Origin of the sequence: Mesorhizobium sp. ORS 3428 (assembly GCF_001854785.1) — a bacterium.
Classification (GTDB): Bacteria; Pseudomonadota; Alphaproteobacteria; order Rhizobiales; family Rhizobiaceae; genus Mesorhizobium.
On record NZ_MDFL01000001.1, the window covers coordinates 1 to 24599 of the forward strand.

Sequence of the window (24599 nt, forward strand, 5' to 3'; positions counted from 1 at the left end):
CCGATCTTGGCGCCGATCTCCTGGATCGGTTTCTTCCGGGCGGCGCGCGCGATCTCGATGTCGGACTTCACTTCGGCCATTGTATTTGCCTCAAAGATGGGGGTTGTTGGGAATACTGCGGAACCATTTAAGCCTGTGGCTTTGCCAAATTGGCTGCGAGCTACGCCGAGGCCAGCGTGTTGGCCACCAAAGCGCCGTGGTTATCGGTCCCGCTGGGGCACTGGCGTGGTGGCGCCGGCAACCTTCGCCGCCTGTGCGACCGCGACATCCATCGACGGGCGAAAGGAGCCACCGCCCGCGCGAGCAGGCGGTGGCCAAGCCGCCTCGGCTCAGCGCCGAGCCGGGCCGGGGAGGGGTTCCATGCCTGGTCCGTCGCTCAAAGCACAAAGATCCGATTGGCGACCAGAACCACGATCAGGCCGGCCACGAGGGTCAGATAGGGCAAGATTCCTGCCTTCCTGGTCGCGAGGTCGGTGGACTGCATGCCGAGATCGTCAAGCATGTGGTCGGGGAACTTGCCGCCGTCCTGGATGTAGTGACGGAAGCAGAATACCGGGATGATCAGCGCCGCCGTGAACAGGCCGGCCCACAGCGCCACCGGGTTCCAGACCTTGGCTCCGGCGCCCATGAAGGCTGCGTTGACATAGGCAAAGATCGCCCCGATCCCCAAGAGCCAGGTCGGCGCCTTCCACGGCCGGTCGATGTGGCCGTTGTCGATGCGGTGGATCCACCCGGAGTTGAGGTTGAGGAAGTTGAAGATGATGTAGCCGCAGTTCGACACCGCGAGAATGAAGAAGAAGCTCGTGGCGTCGGCAGAGGCGATGGCAAGTACGATCAGGTTGAAGCAGAGATCGGTCCACATCGCCCGCGTCGGCGCGCCGTGTCCGTTTACGTGGCTGAGATAGCGCGGCAGCCAGCCGTCGACCGAGCCTTGGTAGAGCGTGCGCGATGAGCCGGCCATGGCCGTCATAATGCAGAGGACAAGCGCCAGGATCATCAGCATCACCAGCAAGCTGTGGACGAGCTTGCCGCCGCCAACCATGCCGGCCAGCGCGTCCGCCACGCCTGAGCCGTCGACGATCGGCGTCGCCAGCATGCCGTTCAAGCCCAGAACGCCCTGGAAGGTGAAGGGCACGAGGATGAACAGCAGCATGCACAGCAGGCCGGAATAGAAGATGGCTTTGAAGGTGTCGGCGCCCGGGTTCTTGAATTCCGACGTGTAGCAGACCGCGGTTTCGAAGCCGTAGGTCGACCATGCGGCGATGAACATGCCGCCAAGCGCCAGCGTCCAGCCGGCCGTGTTCCAAGAGCCCGGATCGGGCGCGTAGGCGGCGGCGAGCGGCACCAGCGGCGAGAAGTTTGCGTAGTTGATCTGGCCGGTGAAGATCGGCACGACGCCGACGATCAGCATCGGGATGATGACAAGCAGGCCGATATATTTCTGCACATTGGCCGTGCCCAGAATGCCGCGGTGCTGGATCGCGAAGATGATGAGCATCAAGACTGCGCCGATGAAGAAGGTGGCGTTGAGCGAGAAGGAGACCGGGCCCAGGGTGTGGCTGAACAGCGTCCAATTGCGTATCGCGGGCGTTGCGGCGGCCGTCACCGCGGCAACAGCGTCGGCGGCGCTTGTGCCGGCATGCGCTGCGATGTAGGCCACCACCTCCGGAGAGGTCTCAGTGAAGACCGGCGCCGGCGCCAGCGCGTTGAGGATATAGGCGGCTGCGATCGAGCAGCCCAGCGACAGCACCGGCGACCAGGCGAACCAGTTGCACCAGACTGACAGCGGCGCGATGAATTTCGAGTATCGCAGCCAGGCGGTCGCGCCGTAGACCGAGGCGCCGCCGGACTTGTTCGGGAACAGGCCAGCAATTTCCGCGTAGGTGAAGGACTGCAGAAAGCCCATGATCATGGACAACGTCCAGATCAGGAAGGCCAGCGTGCCGGTCGTTCCGGYAATGCCGCCGATCGAGAACAGGACAAGGGCGGGAACGCCGCTTGYCACCCAAAACGCACCGCGCCAATCGATGGTTCTGTGTAACTGCCCCGCGGATGCCTCCGCGTAGGTATTCGCTAAAACAGTCATGACCTACATCCCATTGTTTGAGGTTCGAGTGTTCCCAGCCGTTTCGGCCCCCYTCCCTTTAGGGGGTCGAATACGTGTTTCTTGTCAGGCTTGTTTTTTTCCTTATATTAAAACAGATCCCTCTAATCACTTATGCCGTCAAGCGTTTTGTCGGCTTTTCCTCCAAGTACTTTTCCTACGACCTTGGTCTTTCCTTCTTTGGATCGTAGTGGGCGAAGGGCACGACGCGCGCCGGCAGGCGCTTTTGCTGGCCATCGAGCTTGCCGATCTCGACCTCGGTGCCGACTTCCGCATGGGTGGCGTCGATACGGGCGAGGGCGATGTTCTTCTTGAGCACAGGCGAGCGCATCGACGAGGTGACGACGCCGATCTGGGCGCGGCCAATATGGACGCAGTCGCCATGGCCGACAGCGACGTTCGAATCGATGTCGAGACCGACCAGCTTGTGAATTGGATGCTCCTTGCGCCGGATCAGGGCCTCACGCCCTATGAAGTCGTCGGTCTTGGTCTTGAGCGGCACGGTGAAGCCGATGCCGGCCTCAAACGGATCGGTCTGGTCGGAGAACTCGTAATTGGCGAAGATAAGGCCTGCCTCAATGCGCACCATGTCGAGTGCCGCAAGGCCCATCGGCTTCAGCCCATGCGGCTGGCCCGCTTCCCAAACCGCGTCGAAGACCTTTTCAGCATCGCGCGGATGGCACCAAAGCTCGTAGCCGAGCTCGCCGGTATAGCCGGTGCGCGACACCATGATCGGCACGCCGGTGGCCTCGCCGACGCGGCCGATGGTAAAGCGGAACCATTCGAGTTCAGCCAGCGCCGGCTGGTGAGGCGGCGTCCAGATGATTTCCTTGAGGATGTCGCGGCTCCGCGGTCCCTGTACGGCGATATTGTGCATCTGGTCGGTCGAGGAGCGAACCAACACTTTCAGACCGAGCTTCTCCGCCTGCTCGCGTAGCCAGACGCCGGAATAGTCGTCACCGCAGACCCAGCGGAAATTGTCTTTGCCGAGACGCAGCAGCGTGCCGTCGTCGACCATGCCGCCGTGCTCGTAGCACATGGCAGTGTAGACCACCTGGCCGACTCCAAGCTTCTTGATGTCGCGCGTCAGCGCGTACTGCATCAGCGCTTCGGAATCCGGGCCCGTGACCTCAAACTTGCGTAGCGCCGAGAGGTCCATCACCACCGCCTTCTCGCGACAGGCCCAATATTCCTCGATCGCACCTTCCTTGGAGAATTCCTGCGGCAGCCAGTAGCCCTTGTACTCAACGAAATTGCGGGTGTGCTTGGYGAAGCTCGAATGGAAGGCGGTCTCGCGGGTCATCTTGGGTTCGGCCTCCGGGGTCGTGCGTCTGACGATCGCTCGCTGGAATTTGTTCTGCCCGGCATAAGTCCGGACGTGGATATCGGTGAGGTTCCAGCCATTGGCCGGGGAGGTGTCGTCCGGACAGGCGGAAGACACRCAGACGATGTCGGTCAGCGCCCGCAGGAGCACGTAGTCGCCCGGTCGCGACCATGGCTCGTCGAAATACATGACGCCATGTGCATCGATGCCGGTATTGAAAAAGAAGTTCACCGCCATCCAGCCGGCCCGGGGCGTGACGCCATGCGGGGTGAGCGCACCGTTGAAATTCTCCGAGCAGTTGATGTGACCCGGGTAACCGATATCGTCGTAATATTTGGCGTGGCAGGCCAGCGCGAAGGCATCGTGCCGGCCACAGGTGTCCTGAACGACTTCCACCAGCGGCTCGAAATCCTGATCGAAATATTTCGAATGCAGGCCCGGCATCGGATAGGCGTGGCCCATCAGTGAGCGGGTGGCCGTGACGTCGAGGGCAAGGTCGCGCCCCTTGTCGAGTTTGCGCGCCGAGAAACACTGGAAGTCGGTGCATTGGYGGCCATCGACGTCAATGATCTGGATGTAGTCGCCGGCCTTGACGAAATAGGCTTCGGCCGTGCGCGACTTGACCCGGAGGTCGAGCACCAGGTCGGCGAGTGGATCGGGGAGGTCGGACTTGCCGGCGGCGCGGACAGTCGCCCGCTTGACAATGACCACAAGCGGGGTTGCCGTGTCCTGGCTGTCTATGCTCATCGGTCCCCCGGGAGCAGCCACAGCCAGCATGCCAGTGCGGGCAACGATGAAGCTCTCTTCTGTTCCGGCAGGGGTGTTCGCATCGAAGAAGCGCACCGCCTCGGCCCGGCCGAGGTCTACGTTGCGGCGGGCGAGACCCAACCGGATCTTCTGCAGGCTGTCATCGCCATCGGCGATCAGCGACTTGAGCCCCGAGGCGTCGCTGTTGGCGCGAGCGCCGACTATGCCGCAGTCGATCCGTCCTTGTGGATCGAAGGCCAGGAGTTCGCAGGCCTGCCCTCCTTCGAGATTGCGGATGGTGACGCGGTCGCCGGGCTCGATCTCGATGATCGCAGCGCCCGCACCTGGCACATGATACCGCTCCGTGCCCGGCACCAGCAGCCCAGGCTGCAAGACCTGGCTGGGTTTCGGTGGACCGTTCGTGACGGCAGGATAGTTTGCGAGCGTCATTACCACCTCCCATGGCAAAGGCACGATCGAGCAGCGGCTTCAGGGTTCGCCTAAGAACCAACCCGATGCGTACCTCTACGCGGTCATAAGGAGCCTCTGTTCGGAAGCCTCGATGCTGTCCGATCCCAGCGTCGTGCGGATCGGACGTTTGCTTTCAGTTTCGCGGGCAGCCAACCGTGTTTGATGCGGAGCGCATCCGTAGGCGTCGCGATAGACTTTGGAAAAGTGCGAAGGCGAGACAAAACCGCAGGCCACCGCAACTTCCACGACCGCCAGGTTTGTGCTGACGAGAAGCAAGTGGGCCCGCTCCAGACGGAGTTCCAGGTAGTATCGGTTCGGTGAGCGCCCCAACTCTCTCTCGAAAAGCCTTTCAATCTGCCGGCGAGATATTCCACTCAGCGCTACAAGATTATCGACCGGCATAGGATCATCTATGCTTGCCTCCATCAGGCCGATGACTTTCATCACTGCCTGGTGGTTGAGCCTGACACGAGAATGGAGAGGCAGACGCTGTCGCTCTCCGGGCGAACGCATTCGGTATGCGATAGCTTTTTCGCAAATGYGACTGACGACGGTTGAACCATGGTCACGTTCAACCAGGTGCAGAAACATGTCGAAAGACGCATCCCCGCCCGAGCAGGTATGCAGGTCTCCATCATGTTCAAAGGCCGTCTGCGTGGACTCTATCCCGGGAAACTGCTCGCAAAATAGCGGAAGCTGTTCCCAGTGAACCGCGCAACGACGCCCATCTGCCAGTCCAGCCCGTGCAACGACGATGGTACCGCTGCCGAGGCAGATGAGGGGAATGCGACGTATGCGGCATTCCCTTAGCCATGCATCGAGCTGCCTGTCCGGATGCGGGATTGYGCTGCCGCCRCATATGACCGCGGCGGCGAACATCGAGTTTGAATTTTGGGTTCTCTCGCGCTCGTCTCTCAACGTGGAGTCGACGCTGACAGCCAGGCGGCAACTCGACATTACGGGTTGCCCGTTTTCAGATATGACTTGCCAGCTGTAGACGTTCCTGCCGATTGCCTCATTGGCTAACCGCAGCACCTCTACCGCGCAAGAGAAGGCTTGGAGCGAGAAGCCGGGCAAAAGGTAGAAACTAAACGACCTTTGTGYGGTCGGTGCAGTTGGCATCCCGGCTCCTCCTCTTCATTTGCCATTACCTCTTGGCGAAGTATGGAGTGGTTCTTCTCCTCTGACCGGAACTATACTAAGYCCGTCACGGGAGTAACGGTCGGCATAGCTCCGGGACAAATTGCTGCGCAGCCAAGTTCAGTTGCGCAGATAGCTCTGCATCGTATCGTCCAGCGCGTCTTTCCAGGGCGTGTGATGTTTCGGCGCCATGGTACCGGTCATGACCGACCGGTAGCTGTTGTCGCGGAACGCCATGATGTCCTCGACCTTGTGCTTCTTCCACTGGAAGAAAGCCTCGTCGGCGCCGTCGACGTCGAAACTTGGATAGTCGGTCTCGGCGATCAACTCCTTGATATAGTTGCCCTGGTAGCGGATCGCGTCATAGCTGTCCTTCCCCGCATCCTCGTCAGCGACCCGCTTCTCGACGTCGGCGATAAGCTCGTTCTTGGAGGCGGGCAGCTTGATCCTGCCCAGGATAACGTCGCGCACCCACCATGCCTGCGCATCGAACATATTGAAGGTGTACCATTGGTCCTGCATGCCGAGATAAAACAGCGCCGGGTTATGGACGTAGACCACGCCCTTGTAGAGATCCGCCGTGGCCAGCCTGTTCGCGGTGCGCAGGCGCAAGTCGTCGGACATGAACGGGAAATGGTGCTTGTAGCCGGTGCAAAGGATGATCGCGTTGAYCGTCGCCGTCGAGCCATCCCTGAAGGTCGCGGTGTTGCCTTCGACCTTGGTCAGCAGAGGCACTTCCTTCCAGTTGGCAGGCCACTTGAAGCCCATGGCCTGGGTGCGGTGGCTGACCGTGACCGACTTGCAGCCGTACTTCCAGCACTGGGAACCGATATCCTCGGCTGAGTAGCTGGTTCCGACGATCAGTATGTCCTGACCGACAAATTCCCGCGCGTCGCGGAAGTCGTGCGCATGCAGGATGYGGCCGTTGAACGTGTCGAACCCGGGGAATTCCGGCACGTTTGGCGTTGAAAAATGGCCTGACGCGACGATCACGTGATCGAACTCTTCCGAGTAGGATCGGTCATTGGGAAGATCCTGCACGAGCACCGTGAACCTGCGGGTCTCAGGGCTCCAGGTCACATACCTGACGACGCTGGAGAAGCGTATCCACGGACGCACGCCCGCCTTCTTCACGCGTCCTTCGATGTAGTCGAACAACACGGCCCGGGGCGGATAGGAAGCAATCTGTTTGCCGAAGTGCTCCTCGAAGGTGTAGTCCGCGAACTCCAGACCTTCCTTCGGGCCGTTGGACCAGAGATAACGATACATCGAGCCATGCACCGGCTCGCCAAATTCGTCCAGGCCTGTGCGCCACGTATAGTTCCACAGCCCTCCCCAATTCCTCTGCTTTTCGAAGCAGACAATCTCGGGGATCTCCGCTTTCGGCGCCGCCGAGGCAAAGGCGCGCAGCTGAGCCAAGCCGGACGGGCCGGCACCGATGACGGCAATCCGTTTCTTCATGATGATTCTCCCATTTGGTCTGAACCAGTTTGTGGCGTTTGGTTCTTTTGGTTCAAACCAGTTATGATCGAAACGGCAGATTTGTCAACTAATATTCATGGAAGGAAAATCAATTTGCGCCAGGATTAGCCTCGGTCTATGAGCAGCGGGGAAGGAGTGCGCCATGAACGCCGCCAGCCTAGTGCAACGACTTGCAGTGAACGCCCAGGTCAAACGGCTGGGCGTCGGCGCGCAACGAGTGGTCAAAGTGGGCTTTCTCGGGCCGCTCAGYGGGCCTGTTCGCTCTTGGGGGCTGCCGGGATTGAACGGCTGCCGCATTTGGGTGGATTGGATCAATCGAACGGGCGGAATGCTCATCGGCGGGACGCGGCACAACGTCCAACTCCTGGCCGAGGACTGCAGGTATGAACCTGAGCGGGCCGCAGAGGGGGCTCGGCGTCTCGTTCAGGATCACGGGGTGGGACTGCTGATGATGCACGGAGGCGACACGTTCCGTCCGATCCAGGACTATCTCATGTCGCGCAAGATCCTGACCTCGACGCTGCTGCCGAGCGATCTTTCGCCCGATACACCGTACCTGATCGCACCGAGCGAGATCCATCCCCTCTACAACGTCACGGCGGTCGAATGGCTTGCACGCAACCGCCCCGACCTGCGCCGCGTGGCGATGTGCAGCCAGACGGATGCGCTGGGCCTGCCTTCGCTGGCTACCTATCGGGCTGCCTTCGCGGCTGAGGGGATCGCGTCGGTGGGCGAGATCCGTTATGCGCCAGAGGCGACGAACGCCGACGAGATCGTTGGCGCAATGCTGGCCGGCAATCCCGACATTTTGTGTTGGTGCACGAGCTATGAGCCGATGGTTCACGCGCTGACCGAGGCTGCTTTCCGCTCAGGATTTCGGGGCCAGATCATTTCCTGTACCGCCGACTATTATCGGCGGCTGATCGAGCGGACATCGGTCGATTTCATGGAGGGCTTTCTGTTCCAGTTCCCGGATTTCGACGATCCGGAGCTGCGCGACAAGGCATTCTTCTTCAATCGCCCGGCCGAGTTCTTCGCGGAGTACAACCAGCGTTTCCCGGACAGCTGGAGCGCGGTTTCCTGGGAGTACGTTGCCACGCTCGACCTTTGGCATGCGGCGGTCGAGAAAGCCGGAACGGCAGCGCCGGTCTCCGTCCTTGCGGCGATGAAGCACGGCGGGCTCGGCGAACATGCGTTCGGGATAGCGAAATGGGCGGGCTCGGACCTGTTCGGAAATGACAACGCCCTGATCGGCGACTGGCCCGTCGTACGCATTACGAATGGCCAAGCGCGCATCGTGGCCTTTGGGTCGGTCGCGGCCTGGCTGGAAAGACACGGCGCCCGGCTGCGCAAAGAAATGCGCGTGCTTGGGCTGATGTGGGATCAACGTCATTCCAGTGTCTCCGGAGAGCTGCGCATCGCCGCCGGATCCGACTGACCGAGACTCAATCTTCCTGCAGAAGCAGCTTTTGTTCCTCAATCAGGAGCAGCTTGGTGAATTCGACCGCACTCTCGATATCCCGGGCGATGATCGCATTGAGCAGCGTGTTGTAGCGGCGCTGGTAGTCCTGTATTCGCCTGGGTGTGAGATGTCGCCGGTTGAGGGCGGCGCGGAAGCCCTGGCGGCGAGCCTGCAGCAACAGATCATAGCATGACGTCAGCAGCGGATTTCCGGCGCCGCGGGCTACTTGACGATGGAATTCGTCCTCGAGCCGGGCGAACTCCGCCGCGTCGGTTTGAACCCCTTCCATGGCGGACAAGATCTCGCTCAGTCCTTCGATGGCACGGGGCGACATGTTGATGATGGCGAGTCTCATCATGTCGGGTTCGATTATTCCGCGCATCACCAAAAGGTCGAGCGGGCTCGTCTCGGCGGCGACCCCGCCGGTCGCGTCCTCGGATGCTGCCTGACCCTTCACGAAGCTGCCGCTGCCGGCACGCCGGCGGATGAAGCCATGAGTCTCCAGTATGTCCAGCGCCTCGCGAACCGTGTTCCGTGCGACACCAAGTTCACCGGCCAGTGTTCGTTCCGAAGGCAGCCGTTCGTCGGCGGCGTATTGCTGAGATCTTATTCGCGCCAGCAGCGTGTCCACCACGACACGAACCGTGGCAGTGATTGAATGATCCGCGATGAGTGCCGAGGCGGCCTCATGGTTCGATGACATCAACGACGATCCTTTCGACATCCGAAAGTTCGCATCTATTTGCGATGGTTCCGGTTGGCCGCGCAAGCCGGCACCGACGCCCGCGCCCTTTGGGCGTTCAGCTGATCCCGATAGCCAATCTGGCATTTCGCGGTCTGTTTCGCGTGCGTGTCTCGACGTCCATTTCGGTTGGCCTTCGGCTCTTCCTTGCCGGGATGTCCGATCAGTCATTTTTGCTCTCAGGTAAAAAATTTTAACAGGAGTATTGATTTCCCGAACCAGTTCACACAAACTGGTTCAATAATTGGTATAAAAAAGGGGAATGCAATGACCAATTCCTGGAGATTTTCCACGCTTGCCGATCGCCATCGTGCACTTGGTTCGAAGCTCGAAGACTGGAGCGGCATGGGCACCGCCTGGCAGTATTCGGGCGACCCGGAACGCGAATATCTGGCGATCCGCACCAAGGCCGGCCTGATGGACGTTTCCGGCTTGAAGAAGGTGCACTTGAACGGCCCTGCGGCCACCCACATCATCGACCGCGCCACGACGCGCAACGCCGAAAAAATCATGCCCGGCCGTTCGGTGTATGCGACCATGCTGAACGACGCCGGCAAGTTCATCGACGACTGCGTGATCTACCGTATGGGGCCAAACAGCTGGATGGTCGTGCATGGCTCGGGCGGCGCCCATGAACAGCTCACGATGGCGGCTACCGGGCGCGACGTTGCCATCCGCTTCGATGACAATCTCCACGACCTGTCGCTGCAGGGACCGCTTGCCGTCGACTACCTGCAGAAGCACGTAGAGGACATCCGAAAGCTGAATTACTTCAGCCATATGCACACGTCGCTTTTCGGTCTGCYGGTGACGATCTCGCGCACCGGCTACACGGGCGAGCGCGGCTACGAGATTTTCTGCCGCGGCCAGGATGCTCCGGCGATCTGGGACCGGATCCTGGAGGAGGGCGCGGACATGGGCATCATCCCCTGCCGGTTCACGACGCTCGATCTGCTGAGGGCCGAAAGCTATCTGTTGTTCTTCCCCTACGACAATTCGGAAAAATATCCTTTCGAGAACGAAGGCCCCGGCGACACGCTGTGGGAACTTGGGCTCGACTTCACGGTCTCGCCCGGTAAGGTGGGCTTCCGCGGCGCCGAGGAGCACTATCGGCTGAAGGGCAAGGAGCGCTTCAAGATCTACGGCGTCAAGCTCGAAGGCACGACGCCGGCCGAGGAGGGCGCGCCGCTGCTCAAGGACGGCAAAAAGGTCGGCGTGGTAACGATCGGCATGTACTCCAGCCTCAACAAGCACAACATCGGCATTGCCCGCATGCCAGTCGATTGCGCGGTCGACGGGGTAAGGATGACCGTTCGGAATTCGACCGGTGAAATCCCTTGCGTCGCCCATTCGATGCCATTCTTTGATCCGGAGAAGAAGCGTCGCACCGCCAAGGGATAGGCCGTGGTGAGACGTCGCAAACGGGGTTCAAGCCCGCAAGCCAACCAAAACGGAGCCGAGGGTTAAAGCCAGTGTTGGAATGCTCGATTCCCAGCCGTCCCGTCTATGGCGTGCTGGAGATGCGGCCGGGGCGGTTGCATCTGATGGTCGCCGACGCCGAAGGTGCGGAGGCAATTCTCGATTTGGCCGCCTCCGCGGCCCCCGATTTCTTCGCCAAGGCCCACATCATCTACATTCCCAAAAAGACTGYGGACAGGTTCGTTGCCAGGCTGGAGCAACTTGCCCCTGCCCAACTTTATGTCGGCCCGAGCTACGATGCCGCACTGCCACGGCTAAGGCGGGTCCTTGCTGGGGCGCATATGGGCCTGCAGGTCTATCTGGCGGGAACCGAGGGGCTGATGGGCCAGGCAATGTTGGAGGCCACTGAGGCCGGCATCCCACATTCCGCGATCCAGACGGAGCACCGCGGCTCTACCGCGCGTCGCGTGCAGTGCGTGCATTGCAAAGGCATTACCGAAGACGTGACGCACGATCCTTTCCAATGCGCGCATTGTGGGCTGCATCTGTTCGTGCGCGATCACTATTCGCGCCGCATAGCGGCATTCCAGGGGGTGCGCGTCGATGCCGAAGACCCCGGCAACATTCCGGAATCGGTGGAGCGGTTCAGATGAGTGCAGGAGCGGCAAAAATACCCGTGAAAGTGGCCGAGGTAACGCCGGTCAACGAGCTTGTCACCCGTTTCAGGTTTGTGCGCCGCGACGGTGGCCCGATGCCTACTTTCTCGGGCGGCGCGCATACTGTCGTGGAGATGAATGACGGGGAGCGCGTGCGCCGCAATCCGTATTCGCTCATGAGCGATCCTGCCGACCGGCAGGGCTATTCGATATCGATCCGCCGCGACGACACGGGGAGGGGCGGCTCGCTGTTCATGCACCGGCAGGTAAGGCCGGGAATGGAGATGGTCATCTCCAACCCGGTTAATCTCTTCGCGCTGGATTTGCGGGCGCGAAAGCACCTGTTGCTCGCCGGAGGCATCGGCATCACGCCGTTCCTGGCGCAGATCAAGCAACTCGCCGCCATGAACGGAAACTTCGAGTTACACTACTCCGTGCGGACAGCGTCCCTCGCTTCCTACGCGGACGAGCTAGTGGCCAACCATCGCCCGCGCGTGCATCTCTACCATGACGACCGTGGCGAGCGGATCGACCTGCCGGCACTGCTCGAGGGGCAGCCGCTCGGCACCCATGTCTATGTCTGCGGGCCCAAGGGTATGATCGCCTGGGTGCGCAAGACCGCGACAGCGCTGGGGTGGCCACGCGAGGCGGTGCATCACGAGGAATTCCTCGCACCCGCCTCAGGCAAGCCCTTCGAGGTCATGCTGGCGCGCTCGAACAAGCTGATCCTGGTCGGCGAGCATCAAAGCCTGCTCGAAGCGATCGAAGCGGCGGGAGTCGAGGCGCCCTATCTCTGCCGCGGCGGTGCCTGCGGTCAGTGYGAGACGGACGTCCTCGAATATGAAGGAGCGTTCCTGCACAAGGATCATTGGCTGACGCCGTCGCAATGTGCCAGCGGCACCAAGATCATGCCTTGCGTATCACGCTTCGAAGGCAATTCGCTGGTGTTGGATCGATAGGGAGGAGGTTGCGATGACGATTGTCTTCAAGGAAGAAACCTTTCACGACGACTTCACCTTCCGCAACTCGCCCGAGGCGATCAAGCGCTTCCCTTTCCCGTTCCCCGAGGACAGCTACATGTACTCGGTGAACCTGGAGCCGCATAAGTCATACCGTCCGGGCAGCGTCTACGAGCGGACCTTCGACGTGGACGAACACTATGTTTCGGAGATGCGCGACCGAGCCCGCGTCCTGGCCGAAGACCCGTTGCGCTGCCAGTCATTGCCGCACATGACGCTTGCCGGCTGGGACCTGCTGGAACTGATCATGACCTCCAAGGCGGAGGAGTATCCCGAGCTTTTCGAACTCCGTCGCGACGGCGCCAAATGGCACTGGATCAATCGCCCGCTGGGGATCGAACAGAAGTTCACCTTCCTCGATGAGACCACATTGCCCTACGGCCCGATGGAATACATTACGCGGCAGACACAGGGCGACTTTGCGCTGCTCGACCAGCGCGACGAGAACCTGTGGATGGACGCCGGCATGGTCACCACTCAGGCCGACTGGAGCCTCGATTTCGATATCGGCATGAACTTCTTCGAGTGGCACGCCCCAGTGCCTAAGGCGCACGAAATGGGCATCTTCCAGCGGGCGTTGAAATTCCTCCTGAACGTTCAGCAGGGCTCGCCGGCGCGCCGTCYCAACTGGACCATGACAGTCAATCCCCTGCTCGACACCAGCCCGGAGAACTATCACAAATGGGGCGCGATGAAGCGCGACCTGACGCTGGAGAATATKGGGCAGATGATGCATCTGCGCGTCGAATTGCAGACCTTCTTCCGCCTCCCTCGCTCGAATGCGCTGGTCTTTCCGATCCGCTGCTACCTCATCAAGCTCGACGAACTGGTAACGGTGCCGAAATGGGCCCGGCGCTTCCACCGCGTTATCCGCGATCTGCCGACAGAACTGGCGACCTACAAGGGCTTCATCAGCAATCGACCGAAGATCGTGGAATGGCTGTCGAAATATGACGACGGGGCGCCGACGTCACCGGGCATTTGGCCGGACTGACTCATCGCTGGCGCAGAGGCGGAGAGGCGGGCAGTCGTCTTCCCAGCGCAGAGAGAATGCAAGCGCTGTCCAACATCACTGCTCCTGGCTTTTGATTCTCAATAAGGTTGGCTTCCGGGCGCAGTGAAATTATTAAATATCAGAAGGTTGCGTCCAATTCTTTAATATTTGAATCAGTGTTATCGGATAGGCCCGGTTTTTGACGTTGCGGGCCGGTTCGCCAATTCCCCGTCTCGCATTCGCTGAGACCTTCCAGATGCGGCGGATGCAGCCCTGCCTGATGCAATCAGTTGCGTCCGTTCACCTCCCCCGATCGATCGGAACAGTTTTGGTTCTGGCAAGTTCGATAACAGGGGAGGAACCGATGCTCGATTTCGAACATGCCCGGCATCACATGGTGGCCACCCAACTCGCGCGACGCGGTATTCGCGATGCCAGAGTGCTTGCAGCGATGCRCCAGGTTCCACGCGAGGTATTTGTCGAAGAGGGTTTTGAGGAGTTTGCATACGAGGATTCGCCGCTGCCGATCGGTCACGGCCAGACGATTTCGCAGCCGTTTATCGTCGCCTATATGATCGAGGCGGCGGAGGTCGAGGCGACGGACCGCGTGCTCGAGGTCGGCACCGGATCTGGCTATGCCGCGGCGATCATTGCCAAGGTTRCCGATCGCGTGTTCAYGGTTGAACGGCACAGCGCCCTTGGCGAGAAGGCGCRCAGTCGGCTGGAGCGGCTGGATATCGACAACGTCGAGCTGCGCATCGGCGATGGAAGCAAGGGCTGGCCAGAGGAAGCTCCATTCGGTGCCATAATCGTGGCGGCTGGCGGACCGGCCGTGCCCGATGCCCTCAAGGACCAGCTCGACATTGGCGGTCGGCTGATCATTCCGGTGGGAACCAACGAGATAGAGCAGCGCCTCGTCCGCGTGACCCGCGTCGGGGCGAACAAGTTCGAGGAGGAAGACCTAGGCGGCGTGATGTTTGTGCCGCTCATCGGGAACCATGGATGGCCCGAAACGGCCGAACGCCCTCCCAGTTTTTCGAAGAAGAGCCTGCCCGAACTGATTTGCCACGCCGCGGAAGACCTGCCGGAACCGGAGGATCAGGCGTTCGGTGAATTCTTCGACAGGTTTGCAGATCGACGGATCATTTTGCTGGGAGAGTCGAGCCACGGTACGTCGGAATTTTACCGAGCCCGCGCAGCGATTACGCGGCGGCTGGTTCAGCATCACGGTTTCACGATCATCGCGCTGGAAGCCGATTGGCCTGACGCGTCAGCCGTGAACCGCTTCGTTCGCGGATTTCCGGCGCGCGAAAGCGAGCCCAAGCCTTTCAGGCGCTTTCCGAGCTGGATGTGGCGCAATCGGGAGTTCGATGCCTTCCTGCGCGATCTTCGCACGCGCAATGAAGCCGCCGATCCCGGCCGACAAGCCGGCATCTACGGTCTCGACATTTACAACATGAGCGGTTCGATCGCCGCCGTTTTGGCTTACCTCGACGAGATCGACCCCGAGGCCGCATCGGTGGCACGCGAGCGATACGGATGCCTGACGCCGTGGCAAAACGAACCCTCCACCTACGGGCGCGCCGTGCTCACTACCGGATATCGTACCTGCGAGGAGGCTGTGGCAAGGCAATGCCGGGAGCTTCTCGAAAATGAGCTTCGCTATGCGAGCGAGGGCGGTGACGAGTTCCTCGATGCTGCGCAGAACGCCAGGCTGATAGCGTCGGCGGAGCGGTACTATCGCGTCATGTATTACGGCGGCGCCGAAACATGGAATTTGCGCGATCGGCACATGTTCGAAACGCTTGAGCATCTGCTCGAGGCACGGGGCTCGGACGCCAAAGCCGTCGTTTGGGCACACAATTCGCATGTCGGCGATGCTCGCGAAACCGAGATGGGGAAGGTCCGTCGGGAACTCAACATCGGTCAGCTCTGTCGGGAAAGATTCGGCAGCGAGGTTGCGTTGGTCGGTTTTGGCACCCATGCCGGAACCGTGGCAGCCGCAAGCGACTGGGACGGCCCKATGGAGGTGAAGGAAGTCCGACCCTCTCACGAAGAAAGCGTGGAGCGATGCTTCAACCTGGCTGGAAAACGCCGCGCGTTGGTCGATTTTCAACAGAATAACCAGGTGACAGACGCCCTTGCGGCTCCGCGGCTCGAGCGGTTCATCGGTGTCATATACCGGCCCGAGACCGAACTGCTGAGCCACTATGCGGAGGCCTCGCTGTCGCGGCAGTTTGATGCATTTGTCTGGTTTGATGAGACGAAGGCAGTGACGCCGTTGCCGTTCGAAGGCGAGGGCGGTCGGGTTCCCGACACCTTCCCGTTTGGCCTGTAGTTTAACGCGCCGGAACAAAAGGCCGGATCGACGAAACAATAGCTTGCGTCGGGTGTTCTGTCTGTAATGGGGCGTGCGGAGGGCTTCCATTCAGGAGGCGATGATGAGCGCTAACGGCCTAGACGTTTTCGACAAAACTGTGCAGGTCACCAATATCTGGCTGAACGAGATTATGGACGACCTCGGCCCGGATCGGCAGCTTGCATGGCATGCGCTTGGCGTGGTTCTGCGTGCTTTGCGCGACAGGTTGCCTGCGGAACTGGGAGCCAATCTAGGTGCTGAACTGCCGCTGCTGATCCGCGGTGCATATTACGACCAATACCAGCCGTCCAACGTGCCGAGGCGGGATCGCTCGGTCGACGAATTCCTCAATCCCATTGCGGAGGGGCTGAAAGCTGGGCGGCCAGTGGACCCGCGAGATGCCACAAGGACAGTGTTCGGCGCGCTTGCTCATCATGTCGATCTCGGCCAGTCGGCGAAGGTACGTGATGCCCTTCCGAGGGACATTCAGACGCTGTGGCCAGACAGCATCGGTGTATAGGCGCCCCTCCCCAGGRAAGGGTGCCTTGGTCGCCGCCTAGATTCCCGAACACCGCGCAGAAGCTGCGAAAGTCGCCGGCCGATCAGGAGGCGGCCGGTCCGCCCCGACTCCGGGGCGGACTTTGGTGCAGGCGGTATCTGCAGCCGAGACTGGAATGCTCCGCAAACAAGGCTGATGTCGTATTCCCACTTGGCGCCCATCAATCAATGGGCGATCGCCAATCAATGGGACGTTTGCGAATGCATGCCGCCGGGCATCGAGATGCCGCTCAAAGCCGCTCCAGCCTCTGTTGTCTCGCCATTCCTGGCGAGATCGCCAAGGGAGACGATGCCGATGAGTCRCTTGTCTCGATTGAGAACCGGAAGTCGACGCACCTGCAGGTCGCTCATGTTCTCCAGAACATGCTCGACCTCCTCGTCCTCGAAGCAGTATTTCACCTCCGGGCTCATGACATCACGCACCTTGGCATCAGGTCCCTTACCCAAGGCTATCCCGCGGATGACGATATCGCGGTCGGTTATCATACCGACCAGGCGGTCATTGTCGCCCACGGGCAATGCTCCTGCGTCGAGCTTGCTCATCATCTGCGCTATCTCGCGAATTGACTGTTCGGGATTCGCGAGCATGACGTCCTTTGTCATACAGTTGCCGACCTTCATGGGAATCTCCCGCTGGTTGCAAGGCCCCGCCGCCGCAGTGGCAACAAATCATGGGGCGGTATTGTTCCATTAAATCGGGACCGGACTGGCCTCAAAAATCGACGACAGGCGTGTCCGGCATCTCCTGCTCAAACAGGATCCAGAAGCTGGAGCCCCGCGTTTCAGAGTACCAATGCTCGAAATCCGCAAGCGCGGCGTGGATGTCGGCGGATTGCTCTCCGCCTGAAGCCCGGAATATTGCCAGCGCGACCGAGCCAAAATGCGAGATCACCTCCAGGCGCGCCTCGCTGTCTGCATTCCAGCCGAGGCGAGTGCGCAAGGCTGCGAAGGCGTTGGCCACGGCGATATCCTCACTTTCCGCCGGGCTTACCGCATCGGCTATCATCTGCATGAGGTTGAGTCGCCTGAAGGCGAATGCCCGTTCCTGCTCCAGCGCTGCAATCTGCCTTGCCGCCTCGCGCCGGAAACTCCCCTCCGCAGCCTTGGCCGCCTCCGCCGAAGTCTTCAGCTCAAGCAGAAAGGATGTTGGCATCGCGTCATTTCCTCGCAATGGTCCGAAACATTTTCAGGGCCCGGCTCTATGAAGTTGGCGGAAGAGAGTGGGAGTCGAACCCACCAAGGACCGGCTCGCGGCCCCTCCCGGATTTGAAGTCCGGACGCCCCACCGGGGACGATGCTCCTCCCTTGGCCATCGGCGCCCGATTGTCGTCCTCCCGTCGAAACAGGTCCAGCCGATGCTTGTTGATGCGCCTCAGGTCACCGCGCCGCAAGGTGACGCCGTGCCGGTCGAGAAATTCGAGGATGTGGACAGCGACCTTGYGCCCGCTGCCCGCGCTGTCGCGAAACTGCGCGGCGCTGAACTGCCCGTCATGCTCGGCAGCCAGACTGCAGACGATGTCGACGATCTCAGCCAGGGCCGAGCGAAGGAAGAAGTGATCATGTGCAACCTCATGCACCATGCCGATGCGGCCGGTAAGCTTCAGAAGCTTGCGGATCTCCGCTTCCGGCCTGCCAAGCTCGCCCGCGATGTCGCGCACCCTTGGCGGGTGGAATCTCACCGAGCCGGCTATCCGCGGCTCGATCTCCCGCCACAGAGCTTCCTCCCTTGCCGCGAGACGAACCTCATGCCCCGGAAGCCGTATCCAGGCGCCGTCAAGCTCGATCTGGCCGAGGCGGGYGAGACTTCGCATTGCAGCCGCGAAGGCCGGTGCGGGAAGACACGGATCGAGCTGAAGGCGCAGTTTTTCCATTCCGATGCCCGGCAAATCCGGGTTGTCGGCATGAAAGGCCTCCAATGTCATGCTCAGGTTGCGCTTGAATCGTGCCCAGCGCATCGGCGAGACCACGAACTCAGTCTCACCGACGCAAATAGTGGCAAGGGCGAGACGATCGATCAGGCTTGCGACCTCATCGGCGCCCAGCGCACGGTCGCGGGCGAAGGCTTGCAGGTCCAGGTAGCGAGGCGGTGTGTCGAGAAGCGCAGCGACAGCCTTTTCCGGAGCCCGGATGGCTTGCGCTTCGAGTCTAGCCAACCTTTCCGGTGAGCGGCGTTTGCGGCTCGGAGCCCGAAGGTCGATGAAGCGCCCGCCGCCTATGGTTCGCTGCGCAGAGGTGTCGCGCATCACGTAGGCGTCGCCCGCCGTAGCAGCGATCGGGCTCTCCAGAACGATCTGGACCTTGGCCGAGCCGCCCGGCGCTATAGGCTCATCGCCGAGGAGAACGATCCTGGCCCCGACCTCGGCCGCGGCGTGATGGAGCCGCACCGGGAACCACTGCCCGATAGGCTTTCGCTCGCCGGGCAGCACACGCAACTCGGCGTCTATTCTATCCGCCGGCGCGTGAAGCGCCGGATCGAGGATCACATCGCCGCGGCGGATTGCTTCCTTGCTGACGCCGTCGCCGGTCAGACAGAGGGCGCAACGGTCCCCCGCGCGGCCGCGTTCTGCCACGCGGTTCTGTGCGTGGATCGAGCGAATGCGCGCGGCAAGTCCCGACGGGCTCACCACCACGCTGTCGCCAACAGCAATGCAACCTGACAGGACGGTGCCGGTCACGACCGTACCAATGCCGTGCAGGGTAAAGCAGCGGTCGACCGCCAATCGGAAGCGGCTCGAGGCCGAGCGTCCGGCAAAGCGCAACGCCTCCTCGAACAGCAGGCACCGGAGGTCATCCATGCCCTCGCCGGTGACGGCTGAGACTGGGACGACCCCGGCGTCTTCCAGGGCGGTGCCGGCGAGGGCGCCACTGATCTCCGCTGCAGCAGCGGCGCGTCGTGCCGGGTCGGCCAGATCGCACTTCGAGAGCACGACCAGCCCGCGCCTGACGCCAAGAAGATCGATGATCGCCAGATGTTCGCGCGTCTGCGGCATGACGCCGTCGTCGGCGGCCACGACCAGTAGGACGAAATCGATGCCGCTGGCGCCGGCGACCATGGTGTGCACGAAGCGCTCATGGCCGGGAACGTCGATGAAGCCGACGACGTCTCCGCTCGGTGTCGGAAGATAGGCGAAGCCAAGCTCGATGGTCATGCCTCGCAGCTTCTCTACCTGCAGCCGGTCCGTATCGACGCCGGTCAGCGCTTGCACCAGTGCGGTCTTACCGTGGTCGACATGTCCCGCCGTTCCGACGATCATGGCGCAGGCTCCTTGAGCGGCGACGCGGCGCGGCGCTCGGCCTCGGCGATTTCGTCCGCGGTGAGCGCAGCGCGCGCCGCGTCGATGTAGCGGCCAGCGAGAGCACTGCCCCCTGCCTGCGCGCGCAGGAGCCAGGCATAGGCTTCGACAGCATCGGCAGGGGTGCCGGCTCCGAGATGGCAGGCGGCGCCGAGCATGGCCTGACCGTCCGTATCGCCGAGCTTCGCCGCCTTGCGCCACCAGCTGACCGCTTCGGCAGGATCGCGCGACACGCCGAGTGCATTGTGATGGAGCATGCCGATACGTGTCATCGCCGACGCGATCCCTTGCTTGGCGGCGGCCAGCGCCCAGCGCCGCGCTTCGGCGACATCCGGCTCGATCACCTCGCCCTCGAGCAACATCCAGCTCAACATGTCCTGCGCCGGTCCGTCGCCTCGTTCGGCCGCGGCGCGATAGAGTTCGGCCGCGCGGCGGTAATTCTGTTCGACGCCTTCGCCGCGGAAACAGAGCGAGGCGAGGTTCCGCAGTCCGACCGGATCGCCGGCTTCGGCGGCGAGAGCCAGCCAGCGGAAGGCGAGATCGCCGTCGCGCTCGACGCCGAGCCCCTCGGCGAAGCAGGCGCCGATATTGTTTTGGGCGCGAGCCGATCCGGACCGCGCCAGCGGCTCCCAGATGCCGAGCGCCGTGGCGTAGTCGCCGCGTCTGGCAGCGTCGATGGCGACGGCCAACTGGCCAGCCACGGATGTCCGGGCCGGCTTGCGCGCGAGACGATCAAGCCACCGCACCGCCGCCTCCCGAAGAGAAGCTCGCTAGATTGGCTACCAAGCCGGCCTCGTCTTCGAGGCAGCGCAGATCGAGCACCAGCGCCTGCTTTTCGATACGCCCGATCACCGGAACGGCCAGCGCCCGCAATGCTGCCGCGAGTGCTTCCAGGGCCTGACCGCTTCCTGACCGGTGGCCGATGGCAATCCCGGCGCTCGGCACGGTGTCGAGCGGCAAGGCGCCCGATCCGACCTGGCTGCAGCAATCCACCACGTCCACGGCAAATTCATCGCCCAGAACATTGGAAAGGACGGGAGCGAGGCGTTGCGCCTGCGCGGCAATATCGATAGCGGGGCGCGCGAGCAGCCTCAGCGTCGGCAAACGTTCCACCAGGCGATCCGGGTTGCGATAGAGCTTCAGCGTCGCCTCCAAAGCGGCCAGCCGGAGCTTGTCGAGGCGAAGTGCCCTCTTGATCGGGTTCCGGTTGACCTTGGCAAGAAGATCCTTCCGGCCGACGATGAAACCTGCCTGCGGCCCGCCGAGCAGCTTGTCGCCCGAGAAGGTGACGAGATCGGCGCCGTCCGCGACCGCTTCGCGCACAGTAGGCTCGCGCGCGAGTCCRTATTGGGCGAGATCGATGAGCGTGCCTGAGCCGAGATCATRGACGAGAGGCACATCGCGCTCCCTGGCGATCGCCGAAAGTTCACGCGCCGGAACCTCTGCCGTGAACCCATCGATCCGGTAGTTGGACGTGTGCACCTTGAAGAGAAGCCCGGTCGCCGGAGAGATGGCCGACAGATAATCGCTGGGATGCGTGCGGTTGGTGGTGCCGACCTCAACGAGTTTCGCGCCCGCGCGGGTCATGATGTCCGGCATGCGGAATGAGCCGCCGATCTCGATCAGTTCGCCGCGCGACACAACGGCCTCGCGGCCAAGCGAGAGGGTGTTCAGGACGAGAAGCACCGCCGCCGCGTTGTTGTTGACGACGGTTGCGTCCTCGGCCCCGGTGAATTCGCATATGAGTGCCCGCAGATGATCGTCACGTTCTCCGCGTCTGCCCGATCCGATGTCGAATTCGAGCGCCATTGCTTCGCTCGCGGCAGCACGCATCGCCTCCAAAGCTTCGCCCGCGATGAGCGCACGGCCAAGGTTGGTGTGCAGCACTGTGCCGGTCAGGTTGAAAACCGGGCGCAGCGACGGGCGCTCCGCGGCCTTGAGGCGGAGCAGCGCGTCGGCGGCGAGGTCGCTCGGCTCAGGCACTTCAGCCCCGCCACAGCAAGCCGCCCGTGCTTCTTCGAGCGCCTCCCGGATGGCGCGCGTCGTGGATTGCTGCCCGAAGCGCTCGACCGCCGCGGCTGCCAGCGGAGACTTGAGCACCCGATCGACTGATGGGAGCTCGCGCAGGCGGCTTGCAGGCAGACCGGTCATAGCACCCTCAATAGCCGATCAGGAACGGGTTGACGGATCCGCGGCGATAGCCGCCTTCGCGGACAAGGATGTCGAGCCCCAGCGTCGCCACGTCGTCGGCAACCGGGTCGAGACCGGGATCCTGATGCTGATGAAGGATCTTCACATAGCACCCGCAGGAATCGCAGGTCTCGGCCTTTACCGTGCCCGGCCCGCCGTCGATCTCCTGGTAGCCGATGCCCTTGGTCGAGCCGCAGAGCGTGCATTTGATGCGCACGTAGTTCCACAGTGTGCCGCACAGAGAGCATGCGCAGAACCGCGACCCATGAGCGCCCTGCCAGCCGACGACGATCGAGGATGTCGGCGGGCTGCCGCAGGCAGGGCATGCACCGTCCCCCACCGGTACCAGTGCCCGGGCGTCGAGGCGGGCGGCGAGACGCGCGAAGTGAACCTGCAGTGCGGCCGCGACATAGACGTGCTCGGCGAGTGCCGCCATCGGAATCGCGTCGGCAAGCACATTGCGCACCATGCCAAAGCGCTTCGCCGGAGCGGCCTGCTTCAAACGGTCCAGCGCATCGGCCGCGGCGGCCGTCTTCTTGATCTCCGACGCGGCGACGACCAGGCGGTCGAGTGTCTCGGCGGCCGCGTCGGGCGCGAGGTTGTTGCGGTCGAGCGGCGGCATTGCGAAGCCGCGCGCACGCTCGCGCGCCGCGGCATCGGGCATCTCCGGCTCGGCCAAGTCTTCCTGAATGCGGCGCTGCGCATCGGCGAGAGCTGCAAGAAAGCGAAGATAGGGACTAAGGTCATGGCCTGTCGCCAGCGCGTTCCACCGCTCAGCGCGGCGTGAGAACAGCAGCGCGGGCTCGGGAAGGCGGGCAAAAGGAGGAGCGGAGACTTCGCCAATGGCGGTGGGGTCGGATCCGGCCGGATTGATCTGTCTTGGCATTCGAACCTCACGAACCGCACGGGCCACGTGGTTGCCTGACCGGCGCACAAAATCATGCGCAAACACAAAAACTAGGGCGGAACAGTCATCCCGCCAGCGCCCGCTCTATTCGGCGGGCTTCGATCCCGACGGTCCTGTTCCCTTGCGCGATTTGGTGACGAGTTCCCGCAGCCATTTGCGGTGGTGCCGCCAGGCCCAGCCGCCCGTCACCCGTCCGCGGATCATGGCGGGAATGGTGCCGCGCACCCAGATGGCCGAGTAGAAATGGACGATCCAGACGCCGATGATCACCACCGCAGCGATGGAGTGGACAAGTATGGCCACGCGTTTCTGGTCGATCGTCGTATACTCAGAGAAATATTGATCCCACGCCACCAATCCGCTGGAGATGAGGATCACGATCAACACCGACATTGACCAGAAGACGAGCTTCTGGCCGGCATTATACTTGCCCACCTCAGGGACATTGTCCTCGTGATTGGCTAACACGTCACGGAAACGCGCGAGCCAGGTTCCGTCCTCGCGCCTCCACAGGTTGGCCTTCCAGAACCGAAGGAAAAGCCCAAGGAAGCTGAAGAAGAGCACGACACCGWTCCATGGATGGATGAAGCRCGTGAACTGCCCTCCGCCGAAAAGGCGAGACAAGAAGAACAGGCTCGGGTGAAACATCGCAAGGCCGGACAGGGCGARCAGGATCAGGCTGGCTGCCGTGATCCAGTGGTTGATCCGCGCGCCCACCGTGTAGCGGTCCACGGTAACCGGTTTGCCGGGGTGTATCTGTTCGTTCGACTTAACGTTACCGGCGRCCATGGCTATCGCCTTCCGTCAACTCTTCGGCGTGCTCCTCATCCGCCTCGGTTACCCGGTTCGGTCCCATGATCAGGTGGTGGAGCAGGCCGACGCCGGCCGCCACGCCCAAGACCGTGAGGCCGGCATATTTGGTCACGCCTTTCCACGCCTCCACCAGTGGACTGATCTTCGGGTCCTTCGGCAGGCCCGAGTAGATTTCCGGCCGGTCGGCATGATGGAGCACATACATCACATGCGTCCCGCCGACGCCCGGCGGATCGTAAAGGCCGGCATTGACGAAGCCGCGCGACTTCAAGTCCTCTACACGCTTGGCGGCCCAGCCCTTCATCTCGTCCTTGGTGCCGAAGACGATCGCCTGAGTTGGGCAGGCCTTGGCGCAGGCCGGGCCCTGGCCGACCGCGACGCGGTCTGAGCAGAGCGTGCATTTGTAGGCCGTGTGGTCGACCTTGGAGATGCGCGGGATGTTGAACGGACAGCCCTTGATGCAGTAGCCGCAGCCGATGCAGTTCTCATGGACGAAATCGACGATGCCGTTCGAATACTGCACGATCGCGCCCGGCGCCGGGCAGGCCTTGAGGCAGCCCGGATCGGCGCAGTGCATGCAGCCATCCTTGCGGATCAGCCATTCGAGTTCGTTGGTCTCAGGATTGTCCCATTCGCTGTAGCGCATCAGCGTGAACATATCCGGCGTCAGGTCGGGAGGATTCTCGAAGGCGYCCGCGAAGACGCCGACTTCCGGATGCGTGTCGTTCCATTCGATGCAGGCCGTCTGGCATGCCTTGCAGCCGATGCATTTCGAGACATCGATCAGCTTGGCGACTTCCGTCAGTCGCTGCTTGGGGGCAGGGACGTTCGACGCCGAGCGGCGGATGAGGTCCTTCTCGGAGAGACGCGGGGCCGTCTCCGTCGTCGAAGGATTGGGAAGGGGAGGAAACATCGCTTG

Annotated in this window: 19 protein-coding genes, 1 tRNA gene and 1 pseudogene; 7 read left to right on the forward strand and 14 right to left on the reverse strand. The window is 62.1% G+C overall.

Annotated features, from left to right (window positions below; all coding sequences use genetic code 11):
• Positions 1 to 376: 376 nt before the first annotated feature.
• The 4 genes from ORS3428_RS00005 to ORS3428_RS00020 form a co-directional block, all read right to left on the reverse strand.
• Positions 377 to 2086 (reverse strand): APC family permease, encoded by a 1710-nt coding sequence (locus ORS3428_RS00005; protein WP_071093758.1) that lies wholly within the window; start codon positions 2084 to 2086, stop codon positions 377 to 379.
• Positions 2087 to 2261: 175 nt separating this feature from the next.
• Complete coding sequence (locus tag ORS3428_RS00010; RefSeq protein WP_071093759.1) at positions 2262 to 4625, reverse strand: DUF1989 domain-containing protein; 2364 nt, start codon at positions 4623 to 4625, stop codon at positions 2262 to 2264.
• Positions 4626 to 4700: 75 nt separating this feature from the next.
• A complete protein-coding gene (locus ORS3428_RS00015; protein WP_071093760.1) occupies positions 4701 to 5768 on the reverse strand; it encodes a GlxA family transcriptional regulator in 1068 nt (355 codons plus the stop codon).
• Positions 5769 to 5906: 138 nt separating this feature from the next.
• Positions 5907 to 7247 (reverse strand): NAD(P)-binding domain-containing protein, encoded by a 1341-nt coding sequence (locus ORS3428_RS00020; RefSeq protein WP_172833632.1) that lies wholly within the window; start codon positions 7245 to 7247, stop codon positions 5907 to 5909.
• 163 nt (positions 7248 to 7410) lie between these two features.
• On the opposite strand from ORS3428_RS00020, the gene ORS3428_RS00025 reads away from it, so the two are divergent.
• Positions 7411 to 8706, forward strand: coding sequence for an ABC transporter substrate-binding protein (locus tag ORS3428_RS00025; RefSeq protein WP_071093762.1), 1296 nt, complete (start codon positions 7411 to 7413; stop codon positions 8704 to 8706).
• A 7-nt stretch (positions 8707 to 8713) separates the two neighbouring features.
• Here ORS3428_RS00025 and ORS3428_RS00030 read toward each other — a convergent pair whose 3' ends face one another.
• Positions 8714 to 9454, reverse strand: coding sequence for a FadR/GntR family transcriptional regulator (locus ORS3428_RS00030; RefSeq protein ID WP_201788286.1), 741 nt, complete (start codon positions 9452 to 9454; stop codon positions 8714 to 8716).
• A 285-nt stretch (positions 9455 to 9739) separates the two neighbouring features.
• On the opposite strand from ORS3428_RS00030, the gene ORS3428_RS00035 reads away from it, so the two are divergent.
• From ORS3428_RS00035 to ORS3428_RS00060, 6 genes are all read left to right on the forward strand, one after another.
• Positions 9740 to 10873, forward strand: a complete 1134-nt coding sequence (locus ORS3428_RS00035; protein ID WP_071093764.1) for an aminomethyltransferase family protein — start codon at positions 9740 to 9742, stop codon at positions 10871 to 10873.
• A 71-nt stretch (positions 10874 to 10944) separates the two neighbouring features.
• Entirely contained in the window at positions 10945 to 11544 is a 600-nt protein-coding gene (locus tag ORS3428_RS00040; protein ID WP_131802828.1) for a dimethylamine monooxygenase subunit DmmA family protein, read from the forward strand.
• Complete coding sequence (locus ORS3428_RS00045; RefSeq protein WP_071093765.1) at positions 11541 to 12506, forward strand: PDR/VanB family oxidoreductase; 966 nt, start codon at positions 11541 to 11543, stop codon at positions 12504 to 12506. Before ORS3428_RS00040 ends, ORS3428_RS00045 begins: the two co-directional genes overlap by 4 nt.
• 13 nt (positions 12507 to 12519) lie before the next feature.
• Complete coding sequence (locus tag ORS3428_RS00050) at positions 12520 to 13560, forward strand: heme-dependent oxidative N-demethylase family protein (protein ID WP_071093766.1); 1041 nt, start codon at positions 12520 to 12522, stop codon at positions 13558 to 13560.
• Positions 13561 to 13924: 364 nt separating this feature from the next.
• The gene (locus tag ORS3428_RS00055) at positions 13925 to 15898 is read left to right on the forward strand and encodes a protein-L-isoaspartate(D-aspartate) O-methyltransferase (RefSeq protein WP_071093767.1); all 1974 of its coding nucleotides are present in this window, start codon (positions 13925 to 13927) and stop codon (positions 15896 to 15898) included.
• A gap of 103 nt (positions 15899 to 16001) precedes the next feature.
• Positions 16002 to 16439, forward strand: a complete 438-nt coding sequence (locus ORS3428_RS00060) for a DUF2267 domain-containing protein (protein WP_071094026.1) — start codon at positions 16002 to 16004, stop codon at positions 16437 to 16439.
• A gap of 221 nt (positions 16440 to 16660) precedes the next feature.
• Here the strand turns inward: ORS3428_RS00060 and ORS3428_RS00065 are convergent, their stop codons facing one another.
• The 9 genes and pseudogenes from ORS3428_RS00065 to fdxH all read right to left on the reverse strand — a co-directional run bounded on the left by ORS3428_RS00065 (position 16661) and on the right by fdxH (position 24593).
• Positions 16661 to 17098 carry a CBS domain-containing protein gene (locus ORS3428_RS00065; RefSeq protein WP_071093768.1) on the reverse strand — a complete coding sequence of 146 codons (438 nt, stop codon included), beginning with the start codon at positions 17096 to 17098 and terminating at the stop codon, positions 16661 to 16663.
• A 91-nt stretch (positions 17099 to 17189) separates the two neighbouring features.
• A complete protein-coding gene (locus tag ORS3428_RS00070; RefSeq protein WP_071093769.1) occupies positions 17190 to 17630 on the reverse strand; it encodes a hypothetical protein in 441 nt (146 codons plus the stop codon).
• 55 nt (positions 17631 to 17685) lie between these two features.
• Positions 17686 to 17781, reverse strand: a tRNA-Sec gene (locus tag ORS3428_RS33155).
• Positions 17782 to 17904: 123 nt separating this feature from the next.
• Positions 17905 to 19731, reverse strand: a pseudogene (gene selB / locus ORS3428_RS00075) (selenocysteine-specific translation elongation factor); the annotation flags it as partial.
• Positions 19728 to 20516, reverse strand: coding sequence for a tetratricopeptide repeat protein (locus ORS3428_RS00080; protein WP_071093771.1), 789 nt, complete (start codon positions 20514 to 20516; stop codon positions 19728 to 19730). The gene ORS3428_RS00080 and the pseudogene selB, both read right to left, overlap by 4 nt.
• Positions 20503 to 21921: an L-seryl-tRNA(Sec) selenium transferase gene (selA, locus tag ORS3428_RS00085; RefSeq protein ID WP_071093772.1), complete on the reverse strand. Its 1419-nt coding sequence runs from the start codon at positions 21919 to 21921 to the stop codon at positions 20503 to 20505. Before selA ends, ORS3428_RS00080 begins: the two co-directional genes overlap by 14 nt.
• 7 nt (positions 21922 to 21928) lie before the next feature.
• A complete protein-coding gene (fdhE, locus tag ORS3428_RS00090; RefSeq protein ID WP_071093773.1) occupies positions 21929 to 22846 on the reverse strand; it encodes a formate dehydrogenase accessory protein FdhE in 918 nt (305 codons plus the stop codon).
• A 105-nt stretch (positions 22847 to 22951) separates the two neighbouring features.
• On the reverse strand, positions 22952 to 23656 hold the full coding sequence (locus ORS3428_RS00095) for a formate dehydrogenase subunit gamma (RefSeq protein WP_071093774.1): 705 nt from the start codon (positions 23654 to 23656) through the stop codon (positions 22952 to 22954).
• On the reverse strand, positions 23643 to 24593 hold the full coding sequence (gene fdxH / locus ORS3428_RS00100; RefSeq protein ID WP_071093775.1) for a formate dehydrogenase subunit beta: 951 nt from the start codon (positions 24591 to 24593) through the stop codon (positions 23643 to 23645). The genes ORS3428_RS00095 and fdxH overlap by 14 nt, the downstream gene beginning before the upstream one ends.
• Between the last annotated feature and the right edge of the window lie 6 nt (positions 24594 to 24599).